11 protein-coding genes and 1 pseudogene are annotated in these 13,401 nt (G+C 38.5%); 4 read left to right on the top strand and 8 right to left on the bottom strand.

The window, feature by feature from the left end; all coding sequences use genetic code 11:
- Window positions 1-239 precede the first annotated feature (239 nt).
- Together rpoN and GN157_RS01200 are read left to right on the top strand one after the other, a co-directional pair.
- Window positions 240-1,703 carry an RNA polymerase factor sigma-54 gene (gene rpoN, locus GN157_RS01205; protein WP_157481321.1) on the top strand — a complete coding sequence of 488 codons (1,464 nt, stop codon included), beginning with the start codon at window positions 240-242 and terminating at the stop codon, window positions 1,701-1,703.
- A 1-nt stretch (window position 1,704) separates the two neighbouring features.
- Window positions 1,705-2,310, top strand: coding sequence for a hypothetical protein (locus tag GN157_RS01200; protein WP_157481320.1), 606 nt, complete (start codon window positions 1,705-1,707; stop codon window positions 2,308-2,310).
- Window positions 2,311-2,356: 46 nt separating this feature from the next.
- Here the strand turns inward: GN157_RS01200 and GN157_RS01195 are convergent, their stop codons facing one another.
- From GN157_RS01195 to GN157_RS01180, 4 genes are all read right to left on the bottom strand, one after another.
- Window positions 2,357-3,154: a type 1 glutamine amidotransferase domain-containing protein gene (locus GN157_RS01195; RefSeq protein WP_157481319.1), complete on the bottom strand. Its 798-nt coding sequence runs from the start codon at window positions 3,152-3,154 to the stop codon at window positions 2,357-2,359.
- 88 nt (window positions 3,155-3,242) lie between these two features.
- On the bottom strand, window positions 3,243-3,803 hold the full coding sequence (locus GN157_RS01190; protein ID WP_157481318.1) for a Crp/Fnr family transcriptional regulator: 561 nt from the start codon (window positions 3,801-3,803) through the stop codon (window positions 3,243-3,245).
- 2 nt (window positions 3,804-3,805) lie between these two features.
- Window positions 3,806-4,531, bottom strand: a complete 726-nt coding sequence (locus tag GN157_RS01185) for a porin family protein (RefSeq protein WP_157481317.1) — start codon at window positions 4,529-4,531, stop codon at window positions 3,806-3,808.
- A 47-nt stretch (window positions 4,532-4,578) separates the two neighbouring features.
- Window positions 4,579-5,649, bottom strand: a complete 1,071-nt coding sequence (locus tag GN157_RS01180; protein WP_157481316.1) for an AI-2E family transporter — start codon at window positions 5,647-5,649, stop codon at window positions 4,579-4,581.
- Between the two features lie 150 nt (window positions 5,650-5,799).
- On the opposite strand from GN157_RS01180, the pseudogene GN157_RS18055 reads away from it, so the two are divergent.
- Together GN157_RS18055 and GN157_RS01165 are read left to right on the top strand one after the other, a co-directional pair.
- Window positions 5,800-7,573: pseudogene (locus tag GN157_RS18055) on the top strand (ATP-dependent nuclease).
- 75 nt (window positions 7,574-7,648) lie between these two features.
- The gene (locus GN157_RS01165) at window positions 7,649-11,068 is read left to right on the top strand and encodes a hypothetical protein (RefSeq protein ID WP_157481313.1); all 3,420 of its coding nucleotides are present in this window, start codon (window positions 7,649-7,651) and stop codon (window positions 11,066-11,068) included.
- Here the strand turns inward: GN157_RS01165 and GN157_RS01160 are convergent.
- The 4 genes from GN157_RS01160 to GN157_RS01145 form a co-directional block, all read right to left on the bottom strand.
- On the bottom strand, window positions 11,065-11,553 hold the full coding sequence (locus GN157_RS01160) for a hypothetical protein (RefSeq protein WP_157481312.1): 489 nt from the start codon (window positions 11,551-11,553) through the stop codon (window positions 11,065-11,067). The genes GN157_RS01165 and GN157_RS01160 overlap by 4 nt on opposite strands.
- A gap of 78 nt (window positions 11,554-11,631) precedes the next feature.
- Complete coding sequence (locus GN157_RS01155; RefSeq protein ID WP_157481311.1) at window positions 11,632-12,186, bottom strand: YceI family protein; 555 nt, start codon at window positions 12,184-12,186, stop codon at window positions 11,632-11,634.
- Window positions 12,187-12,192: 6 nt separating this feature from the next.
- On the bottom strand, window positions 12,193-12,552 hold the full coding sequence (locus GN157_RS01150) for a cytochrome c (protein WP_157481310.1): 360 nt from the start codon (window positions 12,550-12,552) through the stop codon (window positions 12,193-12,195).
- 1 nt (window position 12,553) lies between these two features.
- Window positions 12,554-13,396, bottom strand: a complete 843-nt coding sequence (locus GN157_RS01145) for a DUF5777 family beta-barrel protein (RefSeq protein WP_157481309.1) — start codon at window positions 13,394-13,396, stop codon at window positions 12,554-12,556.
- Window positions 13,397-13,401: the final 5 nt, after the last annotated feature.

Here is a 13,401-nt window from a genome sequence, read left to right as displayed (position 1 = left end):
CCTAATTTTATACATGAAAAAACCAGTCAGCAAATACTGACTGGTTAATATAAATTTTATTGTAAAAATTGTCAACCTATTTTAGGACGACTCAACGTATTAATAAGATATGTAAGACATATGTGCTAACATCAAAAATTATACCTTTTTTTATTTCAATTATAATTTTTTCTAAAAACATAGCGTTGTAAAAGGGCTTTTTTGTACTTTTATAATTCATAAAACTCTATGTTTTCATTATGCTCAAACAGAATTTACAATTAAAATTATCACAAAAATTATCGCCACAGCAAATTCAGCTGATGAAGCTGATACAATTGCCAACGCAGGCATTTGAGCAACGCCTTAAAGAAGAAATGGTGGAGAATCCTGCATTGGAAACAGGCAAGGAAGACCAATATGAGACCGACGAGTTTGGCAATGACGAGTACGATGATTATGACGACTATGATAACGAAAGGATAGAAGCCGACGACATTAACATAGACGAATACCTTAGTGACGACGAAATACCCAACTATAAACTACAAACCAACAACTACAGTGACGACGACGAAGAGCGCACCATGCCTTATGCCGCGCCTGTTAGTTTCCACCAAAGCCTTAGCGACCAGCTTAACACTTTTATACTAAGTGATAACGAGAGGGATATTGCCGAGTTTTTAGTGGGTAGTATAGACGATACCGGATACATTCGCAGGAGTGTTGCCGATATTGTGGACGACATGGCCTTTACACAGGGTATTTACACAGATGACCAAACTGTAGAAAACATACTGCACATTATACACCAGCTGGAACCGGCAGGAGTTGGCGCACGTGACCTGCAGGAGTGCCTACTATTACAACTTAAACACAAAACCCCTACAGAGTCTATTGACCTGGCCATAGATATACTGGAAAATCAGTTTGATGCCTTTACTAAAAAGCATTACGACAAACTGTTACAGAAGTATGACATCAGTCAGGATCAGCTTAGAAAAGCTATAGACGAAATAGAAAAACTAAACCCTAAACCGGGTGGGGCCTACGACAGTAACTCTAAAGTTGTGGAACATGTTGTTCCTGATTTCTCCATAAGAATTGTAGATGGCGAACTGGAACTTTCCCTTAACGGAAGAAATGCTCCGGAACTGCACGTGTCTAAAGATTATCAGGAAATGCTGCAAAGCTACAAGGAATCTAAAGACAGGTCTAATCAGCAAAAGGATGCGGTACAGTTTATTAAACAGAAACTGGATTCGGCAAAGTGGTTCATCGATGCTATCAAACAGCGCCAGGAAACACTTTTTGTTACCATGAATGCCATTATGCATTATCAGGAAGAATATTTTCTTGACGGTGATGAAACCAAACTGAAACCGATGATCCTTAAGGATATTGCCGATATGGTAGGACTGGACATCTCTACCGTTTCCCGTGTAGCAAACAGCAAGTATGTAGAAACACCTTATGGCACCAAGCTGATTAAGGAATTCTTCTCTGAAGCTATGAAAAATGATCAGGGAGAAGATGTATCTACCATTGAAATCAAGAAAATACTTCAAAACGTTATAGACGAAGAGGATAAGAGAAAACCTTTACCGGATGACAAGCTTGCCGAAATACTAAAAGAAAAAGGCTACCCTATAGCCCGAAGAACCATTGCAAAATATAGGGAACAACTGGATATTCCGGTAGCAAGAATGAGAAAGAGGATTTAATATGAAGAAAATACTGCCGGCTTTCTCCTATATATTCCATCCGTTGTTTGTATCGGTGTATGCTGCGCTGTTATATTTTTTATTTGCCCATCAGTATTTTTACAGCTATGAAATTATACTGGTAAGTGTACAGGTGCTTATCCTTACCGTACTCCTACCCATATCCATATATTACCTCCTTCATTCACTGGGACTGGTACACTCTACCATGAAGCTGGACAAAAAGGAACGTAAAATCCCGCTCATAATACAGGCGTTACTGTTAGGCATAATGCTCTATCAGGGATTTGGCAATACCACTATCCCAGAGCTGTATTATTATTTTGCAGGCTACCTTATCAGTACAGTGTTGGCAATTGTAATGATATTGTTTAATCAAAAGTCCAGCCTGCATATAATGGGCGTTAGTGCGCTTACCGTTTTTTTGATAAGCCTGTCCCTGCATTTTCATCTTAGCCTTAATTACATCATTGCTTTCTTTATACTATGCACAGGGTTCACCGCCTCTTCAAGACTATTCTTAAAAGCACATACACCAAACGAATTACTACAGGGACTACTTATAGGCATTATACCACAAATAGCTTTATGGCACTGGTGGCTATAAAAAAAGCGGACTTTACAGTCCGCCTTATAGAATTCCTTTATATAATTTAGTTAAGCTCTTTTAGTATCGCTTCCCCAACTCCTTTTGCTGATTGCGGATTTTGACCTGTAATAAGCCTGTTATCTACAGTAACGTGAGGCTCCCACATTCCTGATTTCTCAAACTGCCCGCCACGTTCAATCAGTTTGCTTTCCAACAAGAACGGAACCACCGTTTCAAGACCTACTGCTTTTTCTTCCTCATTAGTGAATCCGTTTACCTTTTTACCATTCACAAGATATGAACCGTCTGACAGTTTAATATTTACCAGTCCGGCAGGACCGTGACACACAGCACCTACAATTCCGCCACCTTCATATACCTGAGCCGCAATTTTAGCCAGTTCTTCATTCTCCGGTAAGTCCCACATAGCACCATGACCACCTGCATAATAAATAGCCTCATACTCTTTTGGGTTAACCTGAGACGGTGTCATTGTATTTTCAATTTTAGCATGGTATTCTTCGTCTTCCCAAAACTTCTTATTCACCTCATCATTCAGGTCAAAGCCATCTACCGGAGCCTTCCCTCCTTTTGGGCTAACAAAATCAATTGTATAACCTGCTTCGTGTAACACCTCCCACGGATGTGCTACTTCGGCAAGATAATACCCAGTAGGTTTACCGGTATCACCTTTTTTATCGTGACTGGTTACAACAAACAAAATCTTTTTCTCGGTTTTCTCTGCTTGTTGGGTTTCTTCCTGTGGTTGGGCATCTGCCTCTTCTTTTTTCTCTGTTTCCTTACACGATGCAAACGAAAGTGCTAAAACCACAAAAGCGGTTTTAAAAAGTGCTTTTTTCATAGTACTATTTAATTAATTGACACTACAAATTTACTGTCCCGCATTTGCACTACACAGGACATACATCACATTTTTATGTTTAAAGGAATTATGCGAGCCTGCTTAAAGTTTCGCGCGTCACACCCAGATAAGCCGCTATAAGCGTTTTAGACACTCTTTGATACAGTGATGGGTATAAACTCATAAACTGCTCATAACGCTCTTTAGCATCGTTATTAAGCAATGAGAGAATACGTCTTTGTAAGGCGACATAACCCGAGTTTGATTTTTTTCTGAAAAAGTACTCCATTTTATGGAGCGCCGCACAAAGCTTATCCTTATCCTCAAGAGTAATACAAAGCAATTTAGTATCCTCAAGACAGTCTATATCCAGCTGTGCCGGAGTTTTATGGAGCAATGCCTGATAATCAGTCACCCACCAGTTTTCCATAGCAAACTGCATGATATGGTCTTTACCCTCATCATCAGTATAAAAAGCTTTTACGAGTCCGCTAACCACAAAATACTCGCAGTTTACACTATCGCCCTGCTTTACCAGAAAATCTTTCTTTTGGAGTTTTTTAGGCCTGAAGTAAGAAAACACAATATCAAACTGCTCGTCTGTTAAAGGAACTACCTCCTCGATATGTTTTCTTAAAGCCTCTTTCATACTTACAATATATAAAACATTAGCCCAATATTAAAGGAACTCAGCTTTAATTCTTCACCCTGTTTGGTATAAGCATTTTTATAGATTGGAGTAAATGAGTATGCTGCATAAAAGTTCCAGGTATTCCACCCTGCCGAAACATAGGCTGTAGAAATCCATTTATTCACATCGGGGTTATGCTGTATTCTTACTGTTCCTTCGTCACTTTCAAACTGGGAACGATCGTTTAACAGATAACTCACTTTAAACCCAGTATATATTCTCCAGAATTTATGACTGTACATTGTAGAGTTTCTCCACCTCAGTTCTATAGGTAACTCTAAGTAATGAAGCACCAGCTTGTTTTTTGAAAAATCACTATCCCCTACAACCTCATATGTCCTGCTGGTAATATCCCTTTCTGTAACTTCAGATACTTTTAGGTTGTGTTTTATGTTTGTATACGAATATCCTAAACCTATAGCCACCGCCCTGTTTCTTGCCTCATTAAGCGGAATATCCCTTAAAAAACCAACTGTAAGTCCGGTTGAGAATGAGTTCTGCGAATACCTGTCGGCTTTACCATGAATAAGGTTATAAGATACCGAAGCATAAAACTGATCTTCCCTGTATAAAGGATCGGGAGTAAGCAGGCTATCCGACTGTACAGCAGCCTTATCTGTTTCATTAGTTTGTGCCAGTAATGGAAGAGTAAAAAACAATAACAGATAAAAACAGATTATTCGCATAGCATGAATGGGTTATTTATACAAAGATGCAAAAGTTTACGGATAGTTTATTTATGCTGCTTTATAATTTTACTTTTTCGCTTATCATCTCCGTTACCCAGTAAAAAGCTGTAAGGCTTTAAAGGTTTTACATGCATAAATATTACATTTATTATTCCCAGCACAGGTATAGAGAGTATCATCCCTATAATTCCCCACAACATGTTCCCTACCACAACTGCAATAATCGTAATAAATGGATCTAGGTTTACGTTATCGCCCACTACATAAGGTTCAAACAGGTATGACTCTACAAACTGCGCAACAGAGAAGGTAACCATAATACCTATTAGGGCTGTGGTATCTCCATCGGCAACATACCCTAACCCAATCGCAATAAGGAAACCTATAATATTCCCTATATACGGAATTATAGAAAGCAAGGCTGCCAGAACACTAATAATGATAAAGTTACTAACCCCAAAGGCTGCCATACCCAAAGCGTAGAGTATGGTTAAAAATATCATGAGTATAAATTTACCATACAGGTAGCCCTGGGTAATTTTTACCGCCTGGCTCAGTACGTCATCCACATCATCTTTGTTTTGCTTTTTAAAGAGTTTTACAAAAAACTGCCTGAATTTTTTACGGTAGTTCAGTAAAAAGAAAACATAAATAAACGTAAGCAAGTAATCCCCGCTAAAGGAGTACATTCCGTTTATAAAACTAATGGCCTGCTTTCCCATATTCCCTGTAGCCTCATTTTGTTGTTTGGCTATATCTTCGGGACTAATGGGTGTTTTCTCATAAATGTAGTCTTCCAGTTTTTCAATCTGAGGCATTATTTTCTGCCTTGCTTTATCCCAGTCGGCCACAAAACTCTGTATCTGTATTGAGATAAGTGCTACAAAACCTACACTTACCAAAAACAACAAAACGGTATTGATGAGTGACGACAGCATACGGTTTATTTTCCACGATTCCAGTTTTCGGGCAACGGGTAGCATAAGCAGTGCCAGTATCACCGCCGTAAGCAAGGGGGCCAGCAGGGGTTTAGCTTTTATAAGCCCTGCGGTTAAAAAATAAATACCTACTATGAAAACAGTACCGGTGTATAGTATTCGTTTACCTGAAGTCATAAATTGTAAGTTTTACTTTAAAGATAAAACTTACAGCTTTAACATTGTCAAAGTTTTAGGAAAATTTAATATTTGATGGTTGTAATGCTAGGTTAAAAACATTAATAAATAAAAAATATTATTTTTAACAAAACTTGAAAACCATACCTTATGCAAATTTATGATATCACTATAAAAAATTTTAGAGGAATAAAGTCTTTAACGAACTTAAAAGTTGGAGATATAAATTCATTCGTTGGAAAAAATGACTCTGGAAAATCATCTATATTAAAAGCTCTTGACGCTTTTTTTAATGAAAAATTTAATCCTAATGATATTTTTCAAGGAAAACATGAATCTGAAAAAACAGAAATAAATATTAGATTCACACCTAACCCAAACACTCATCCTTTAGCTCTAGATAATGACCAAAAAGTCTCATTGACAAAAATATTTCATTACAGTACTTCTGCACGACTATTAAAAGAATTTTACTATACCTGCTATGATATAAATGACGAAACAGTGAATAATTGCTGGGGGAACAAAGAGTCAGAAATAAATTCATTCATGAGTATATTAGGCTTAGAATTCTCTAAATCAGGAAGAGGAGTAACTAATCTATCAAAAATAGAACAAATTGACAATAACACTAAAAATCTTGGACGCGCTTTAAAAACATATCCCGCTGAAGAATACATAAAAAATATAAAAAAGCTTGATTATTTTGAACTACCTGAATTTTCTCTTTTTGATGCCGAACAAGATCTAAATATAGGGTCAACAAACTTCCAAAATCAATTTAAACCCATTGCTAACAAATCATTAGACGACAATAAAAGACTTACTACAAAACTGGAAAGAAGAGTTCAATCAGATTTAGAAAAAGAGTTTACAATAATCACACAACTCATGCAAAAAAATGTCCCTGATTTAGAACTTATAAAACCATCTGTCAATTGTAACTGGAATAATTTAGTCAAGTTTGATTTATCATTAAAGTTCAATTCTGACAGCTATGAAATCCCTATCTCAAATAAAGGCACAGGCTTTAAAAGATTATTAATGGTTGCGTATTTCGAATACTTGGCACAAAAAAAAAACAAAACAATACCAAATTTTTGGAATTGAAGAACCAGAAACATTCCTCCACCCTGAGTTACAGCATGACTTATTAGATTCAATAATCAGCTTATCTGACGATAGCCAATTCTTTATAACAACTCATTCACCTATATTCGCTGGAGCAACTAAAAGCTCAAATATTATTGTTGTAAAAAAAGAAAATGAAATATCTAAATACTTCAATTTTGAAAATGAAAACCATATACTTGATGTAGTTATCTCTGAATTAGGAATACGCCCTAATTACAACTTATTAAATGAAAATTACAGAAAAGCTGTATTTGTCGAAGGCAGTGGTGATATTCAATTTTGGAATATTGCTTTTACAAAAATTACAGGAACGTTACCTGATGACATATTATTTATTCCTTGCGGCGGAGATCAAGTTGATTTTTATGTAAATGCAACTCTATGCAAAAAAATAAACCGAAAATTCCTTTTTATCTTAGATTCAGACAAAGGAGCTATTGATTATGAAGCAAAAGTTAAAAACAAATCAAAACTCAAAGAGGAAATTGAAAAATCAGGAGGTGAACTATTAATTTTACACAAAAGAGAAATAGAAAATTACTATTCAAAGGATGCTATACAAAGATTATTGGGAGATAAAAAGCTACCTCCTGAGTTTAAAATTGAAGATTACAATGATGTAAAAGAAGAAATAAAAAACAATGTTATTGAACCGTTGAAAGTAAACTTCAAAACCAAAAATAATATTGATGTTTTTAATGAAATGAGTAGAGACGAGTGGATAAATTCAAGTTTCAAAATCGGAAACACAACAGATGTTGAATCTATAATCCAAAAAATACTTGAATAAATCAAAGTCCCTATGTCTCCTTAAATCTTCCCTGTAAATACACTACTTTTGCTTTTTTAGAGTTATACTCTTGTGATGCTGAGATATAGGTTTTTAATGGTATTATTGTGTTTGGTTTCCGCGGTTTACGGTCAGGAAACAAACGGCCTGTTTAAAAACCGAAAAATCGCTTCCGTAACCGACACCATACAGATAGACAGCGTTAGCATTAACAACGCCTTTTTTACCCTAAAGGACAGGAACGGAAAAGACATTGACACCACCTTATACCATGTAGATTTTAAACACAGCACACTGGTTTTTAAAAACGGGTATACTCCGCAGGACACCCTGTTTATGCGTTACCTGAGCTACCCTGAATATCTTACCAAAAAATACAGTATTTATGACGATTCCCGCGTGGTAGACAACAATGCCACCGGAACCCAAAACCTGTACCGTGTAACACGCGACCCGCTCAACACCTTTAAACCGTTTGACGGACTAAACACATCGGGTAGTATAACACGTGGTATAACCGTAGGTAACAACCAAAATGCAGTGGTAAACTCCAACCTTGATTTACAAATTACCGGAAAACTCTCTAACAAAGTAAGCCTTCGTGCTTCCATACAGGACAGTAACATACCGCTACAGGAAGGCGGTTACTCCCAAAAACTGGATGAGTTTGACCAGATTTTTATAGAGCTTTTCAGCGATAACTGGAGCATACGCGCAGGTGATCTTTTCCTGGAGAACAGGCAGTCCCGCTTTCTTAACTTCAATAAAAAAGTTCAGGGTATATCTACCAACTTCTCTTTTGGGGATGACGATTCTAAAACTACCATTTTTGCCGCAGCTGCACTGGTAAGGGGGCAATATGCCCGAAGCACTTTTACCGGACAGGAAGGTAATCAGGGTCCGTATAAGTTACGAGGACCTAATGATGAGTTGTACATACTGGTAATATCGGGATCTGAAAGGGTTTTTGTAAACGGAATACTATTGGAACGTGGCGAAAACAACGATTACATTATTGACTATAATGCAGGTGAAATAATATTCACCTCACTATTCCCCATAACAAGTGAAATGCGTATTAATGTGGAATACCAGTACACTGTACAAAGCTATACCAGGCTACTTACCTACGGCGGTATTACCCACGAGGAGGAAAAATGGAGCATTGGCGGATTTGTATATTCTGAAAACGATATTAAAAACCAACCCCTGCAACAAAACCTTACCGAAGAACAGGTAGAAATACTAAAACAGGCAGGAGACAACACCGACCAGATGATTGCCCCATCGGCTTATGTGGATACTTATTCAGAAAACAAGATATTATACCGCAAAACCCTTATTAACGGTCTTGAGGTTTTTGAATACTCCAACAACCCTGACGACGAGCTGTACAATGTACGCTTCACTTACCTTGGTGCTAATACGGGTAATTACATACTGGCAAGTTCGGCAGCTGTGGGACGAATTTTTGAGTATGTACCTCCCATTAATGGTATACCACAGGGAGACTACGAGCCTGTTATCCGACTTACGGCTCCGCAGAAAATACAAATTGCTACCGTGTTGGGTAAATACAACCCAAGTGAAAAAACACTCATCGATTTTGAGGCGGGTATGAGCAATAACGACCTCAACATGTATTCGTCACTTGACAATGATGACAACAACGGTTATGCTGCAAAAATAGATGCCAAACAACGCCTGTATACCGGTAAGTGGGAACTGGATGCCTTTGCCAACTATCAGTTTATCCAAAAGGATTTCCGTACCATAGAGCGCTTGTTCAATATAGAATTTAACCGAGACTGGAACCTTAACGGTATTACCACTACAAACGGTAACCAAAGCTACCTTACAACCGGAACCACATTCAGGCTACCTCAAAAAGGGCAGTTTAACTACCAGCTGGAACAACTGGATTTTTCGGGCAGTTTTACAGGAACGCGCCACGTAGTTAACGGACGTTTTACCTTTAATAACTTCCTGATACAAAACCAGGGTAGCTGGCTGGATAGTGACAGCGATTATGCCGCATCAGAATTCGTAAGAAATGAAGCCCTTGCCAAATACCATTTTGGTAAAAACTGGATAGGTGGTACGGTACGGGTTGAAGACAACAGGGAGCGCCTTAAGGAAACGGGGCAGTTATCAGCTTTAAGTCAGCGTTTTAATGAATTCGGAGCTTTTGTAGGGCGTGGTGACAGCACTAAAGTTTACGTGGAGCTGGGCTACCTGCAAAGGGCTAACGATAGTGTTGTAAACGGTATTCTTGACAAGGTAAACACCTCCCGATCGTACTACGTGAAGTCGCGATTAATGAAAACCGAAAAAAGCGACCTGAGCCTTTTTGTAAATTACAGAAACCTTAAGTTTACCGATCCCGCTATAAAAAACGAACAATCCCTTAACTCAAGGCTTTTGTACAACGACAGGTATTTTGACCAGTTAATACAGGTTACCACTGCTTACGAAACTACATCGGGTACCATACCGCAACAGGAGTTTACCTATCTGGAAGTTGAACCCGGACAGGGAACCTACACCTGGAACGATTATAACAACGATGGCATACAGCAGCTGGAAGAGTTTGAGGTTGCTCCCTTCCCCGATCAGGCAAAATATGTTAGGGTATACCTCCCTAACCAGGTATACATACGCACCCACCAAAATAAGTTTTCGCAGTCGGTTACCCTGAATGCCAACCAGTGGCAAAACGAAAAGGGTTTTAAAAAACTGTTATCCTATTTTTATAACCAGACCTCGTTTTTAATTGACCGTAAAATAGAACGTAAACCGGGAGCTTTTGATCTTAACCCGTTTGACAATAGTGAAGACGGATTACTGGGACTTAATTCCAGTTTTAGGAATAGTTTGTTTTATAATCGGGGGAAACAGCACCATTCCGTTACTTATACCTATTTAAAAAACAGGGCGCGTACCCTGCTTAATGCGGGCTCTCAGGAAAGCAAAAACAGTTCGCATCAGTTACAATATGCCCATTTAATACAAAAACTATGGCTGTTGGGCTTTTCGGCACAAACCCTGCAGTCTGACACCTACTCTGAAAATTACAGCAGCAGGAACTACGAAATAGGTGGATTTGCATTATTACCTAAAGTATCGTACATCTTTTCTAAAAATGCCAGTTGGGATCTTTTCTATGAATACCGAAGCAAAGAGAATAAAATAGGCGAAATGGAAAGCCTGTACCAGCAACGTGTGGGAACATCGTTTACCTATGCTTCAGACAGGCAGTTTTCCATAAACGGCGAATTCTCCCTTTATGACAACGATTTTACCGGTAACGAACTTACACCAGCAGCCTACCAAATGCTGGAAGGTTTACAGGCCGGAAAAAATATTACATGGCGATTACTGCTTCAAAAAAACCTTACGCAGTTTCTGGATGTAAACGTAAACTATCAGGGACGTAAAAGCGAAACAAGCAAAGCCATCCATACAGGTAATGTACAGCTAAGAGCTTATTTTTAATTGAAGGCTGCCTTTTCCTTATCAGAAAAAGCATCACACTGTACTACATAGTTTTTGGTAAAAACTTTAAGGTCATTAGGCTGTGTGGCATAATTGGCAATTAGGAAAGCCTTGTCTTTTTTAATATCTCCGGTATAACCCGTAATCCACGGCACATTATCCTGAATATTTAAACGCAACAGACGTGCCTCATAGTTTTTGGCATCTTTTTCTATTACCTCCTCCAGTAAATCAGTTCCTTTATTAAAGTAACGGGTTTTAGTGAACAAACCTTTTTCGTATTTAGCCATCAAAACGATAGAAGCCGCCTTGTATGCCAAAAGGGTAGTGTTTTCATGACTGTTATCCAAATCTTCCAGGGAAGCATGGAACACAAGGGCACTTTCGGCAGAAACAGCAGCATCAATATACTGTTGTCTAACCGTTGCCAATTCTTTATCGGGAGCAATACATAACAGACATAAAAAAAGCCCTAATACTTTCATGAAGATCGTTTTAGGGCATAAAGATATGGTTTTTAACAATTAAACAGTTCTTAAAAACAGTTAACCGAAGGCTAAAGGTTATTCCTCCAGTAAAAAGGTATAAGTAACCTGTACCTCATCGGCTATTTTTTTGCTTACCACTTTTGGTACATCAATATCAAAGTCGGCAGGCTTTACCATAAAATTACCGGCTACGGTAATGGTACTCCCTTTAACGGATACCATAGCAACATCATTAATTTTTTTGGTTTTTCCGTGCAGGGTAAGTTCACCTGTTAGGGTAAACTGTTTCGGTTTTTCCGAGAGTGCTTTCAGCGAAAACCCATCCAGCTTTCCTTTAAAAACCGCCTTAGGATATTTTGCTGTTTCGGCATAACTCTCATTAAAATGTTCTTCCATAAGGGCAACCTTAAAACGGAAACCATTCATGAGTGCCAGTGCGGCAAGTTCACCGTTACCAGCATTAAGTATAGCCGATACATTTTTGTTTTCGGCAGCTACCTCCTCAAACGAAGGAACCGAAGCCTCAAACTTTATATCCCCTGTTTTAGTGGCAAACTTTTGCGCATGAGAAACAAAGGGTACCATAGCAGCCACAAAAAACAGGATGAAGTATAAATTTCTTTTTTTCATAGTGATTTAATTTTCAAGTAAACCATCGGTATTCCATTGTAGTATCACATTGATATTTGCCTGTGGCATCCTGCCGGTTTGCGGCATAAGTTGCTGCTGTCCGTTTTGTAGCTGTATGCGTCCCAATAAATCGTGATTCTCTACCGCATCCTTAACCTGTGCATAGGTAAGTAATGGCCTGAAAGAAGCCACACCTCCGGGAGCATGGCAGGACAAACAGTTATTATCTATAATTGTTTTCACATTAGCCGTATAGGTAACAGTACCTACTATGTTTTGTTCTTCGCTTATATCCTCATAAGTATTGGAATCACACGATACAAAAAACAACGCTAATAAACCTGTATATAAAATTGCTTTCTTCATATTAAAAAACCCTGTATAAATTAAACCCGAAGAAAAAATCTCCCTTACCCCAATCGCCTGCCGCAGTAGTCACATAACCCCCTTCGGTCATGGCCTGCGAGTTGGTAAACAACAGTTGGAAAATGTGTCCGCCTGTTTCCAGATCCAACCCAACCGACAGCGGATTCTGGTAGAAATCAGGCTTATCAAAATTGTACACATATTCCATATTAAGCGAAAGTCTTTTGGTTAGCTTAAGCCTTCCCCCTGCTCCCAGTGAAAACTGGTCGTCGTTTTCCACATCAGGATTGTACAGGTTTTTATGGATATACATAGGCACCATTTCAAGCGAAAGCCTGTCGGATATTTTTCGTGACACCAGTAACTGACTTATATAGGTTAGCCTGTCACCAAACTCAATTTTAGGATAATCTTCCTTTTCCAAAAAGGTATTGATCTCTATGGTATTGTAGCCAATAACCGTTACCGGAGCTCCGGTTGCCTGATTAGCAAGCCTGTACTTTACAGCCGTTTCATACACCTTTAAAAGGGTATGGCGTGAAGCGCTAACCGAAAGCCATTCGTTTATACCATAAGCACCACCTATTTTTGTGGTAGCCATATCCATCCCGAAAAATTCGGAAATACCGCCTTTAACCGAACCAAACCTGTGGGACACCACAAAGTAAAATTCCTGTGCGGCAGGTATTTTTGTTGATTGCAGGGTTACAACCTGTAATCCTTTAAAAGCAGGTGTGGCATAATCCTGCGTGGAAACCGAGTCGATCTCGGCAAGTAAATCGTCCTGTGCTGAAGCAGAAAACACCACTGTAAGGCAAAACAGCAAGCCTAAAAAATTCTTCATCTGTA

This window comes from Flavobacterium rakeshii (genome assembly GCF_009741375.1).
GTDB classification, from domain to species: Bacteria; Bacteroidota; Bacteroidia; order Flavobacteriales; family Flavobacteriaceae; genus Flavobacterium; species Flavobacterium rakeshii.
This window is presented reverse-complemented; position numbering and strand designations above follow the sequence as displayed.

Excerpts from the sequence above, each read along its gene's own strand:
- GN157_RS01180 (WP_157481316.1), bottom strand. The coding sequence starts at position 5,649 with ATGACTTCAGGTAAACGAATACTATACACCGGTACTGTTTTCATAGTA.
- GN157_RS01200 (WP_157481320.1), top strand. The coding sequence starts at position 1,705 with ATGAAGAAAATACTGCCGGCTTTCTCCTATATATTCCATCCGTTGTTT.
- GN157_RS01145 (WP_157481309.1), bottom strand. The coding sequence starts at position 13,396 with ATGAAGAATTTTTTAGGCTTGCTGTTTTGCCTTACAGTGGTGTTTTCT.
- GN157_RS01155 (WP_157481311.1), bottom strand. The coding sequence starts at position 12,186 with ATGAAAAAAAGAAATTTATACTTCATCCTGTTTTTTGTGGCTGCTATG.
- GN157_RS01195 (WP_157481319.1), bottom strand. The coding sequence starts at position 3,154 with ATGAAAAAAGCACTTTTTAAAACCGCTTTTGTGGTTTTAGCACTTTCG.
- GN157_RS01165 (WP_157481313.1), top strand. The coding sequence starts at position 7,649 with ATGCTGAGATATAGGTTTTTAATGGTATTATTGTGTTTGGTTTCCGCG.
- rpoN (WP_157481321.1), top strand. The coding sequence starts at position 240 with ATGCTCAAACAGAATTTACAATTAAAATTATCACAAAAATTATCGCCA.
- GN157_RS01150 (WP_157481310.1), bottom strand. The coding sequence starts at position 12,552 with ATGAAGAAAGCAATTTTATATACAGGTTTATTAGCGTTGTTTTTTGTA.
- GN157_RS01190 (WP_157481318.1), bottom strand. The coding sequence starts at position 3,803 with ATGAAAGAGGCTTTAAGAAAACATATCGAGGAGGTAGTTCCTTTAACA.
- GN157_RS01160 (WP_157481312.1), bottom strand. The coding sequence starts at position 11,553 with ATGAAAGTATTAGGGCTTTTTTTATGTCTGTTATGTATTGCTCCCGAT.
- GN157_RS01185 (WP_157481317.1), bottom strand. The coding sequence starts at position 4,531 with ATGCGAATAATCTGTTTTTATCTGTTATTGTTTTTTACTCTTCCATTA.